The organism is Microbacterium sp. LRZ72, assembly GCF_033792225.1.
Classification (GTDB): Bacteria; Actinomycetota; Actinomycetes; order Actinomycetales; family Microbacteriaceae; genus Microbacterium.
In genome coordinates, this window is the sequence record NZ_JANGEX010000040.1 from 1 (window position 1) to 1,008 (window position 1,008).

Annotated in this window: 1 pseudogene; it reads right to left on the minus strand. The window is 64.5% G+C overall.

What is annotated here, in order from left to right:
• Positions 1-367: 367 nt before the first annotated feature.
• Positions 368-835, minus strand: a pseudogene (locus M4I32_RS15155) (transposase); the annotation flags it as partial.
• Between the last annotated feature and the right edge of the window lie 173 nt (positions 836-1,008).

Below are 1,008 nucleotides of genomic sequence, written 5' to 3' on the forward strand. Positions count from 1 at the left end.
TCGATCTCATCCGCTCGCACGCCGCGACGTTAACAGCTCCCACGACCATTAACAAGAACCTAACCAAGTACTACTAGCACCCTACCGATTTAGAGGCTGCCCCGCGTTCGGGTCCAAACTGGGAGAGGTCCTTGCGCCTTTGCTTCCCGGTCTAGAGCACCTCGAGCCGTTGGGTGTCGTTCCCTAAGGTCGGTCTCTCGCAGACCTCGTGCACGCGCCCGCGCAACATCCGTCCGCGTCTCGCAGTTCCCTCCGGGAGGAACTCGCATCCGGTAGGCCTCGGAGGAATGGCGGCTATTGCCGACGCGCGGTGGCGTCCCTCTGAGTGGTGGAGTTTCTCGACACCGTGCGAGTTCAGCTGTTGTGATTATGCCGCAGCGAGTTCGGGGATCGCGACCTCCTCTGCGGTGACGTTGAGGAGCTTCATGGAGTGCTCGCTGAAGTAGCGGCGTTCGGCGCCGTCCCATTCGTCGTGCTGCTCGATGAGGACGTGCCCTGCCAGGCGGAGCAGCGCGGCGGGGTTGGGGAACGTGCCCACGACGTCGGTGCGGCGCTTGATCTCCTTGTTCACCCGCTCCAGGGGGTTCGTGGACCAGATCTGCCGCCAGTGCTGCTGCGGGAATCCGCAGAACGCGAGGAGGTCGTTCTGCGCGTCCTCGAGCATGTCCGCGATCTTCGGGTGCGAGCGGGTCAGCATCCGGACCACCTCGTGGAACTGGGCGAGCACGTGCTCGGTGTCGGGTTGCGCGAAGATGGTGCGGATGATCGACGCGACCATCGGCCCAGCTGTCTTGGGGACGTTGGAGAGCACGTTCCGCATGAAGTGGACCCGGCAGACTCCCACTGTCAACTGGCCGCAGTTCTTCGTGTGTCCCCGGTGTGCGCGCTGAAGGCCGCCGCGGCATCTCAGGGGCGGCAGTGTGTCTCTAACCGTGGCTGGTCAGGCGGCGGTGATCAGCGCGGCCGATCCGTGGCGGGTGGGGTCGTAGGTTTCGTGGTTGCTCCAGC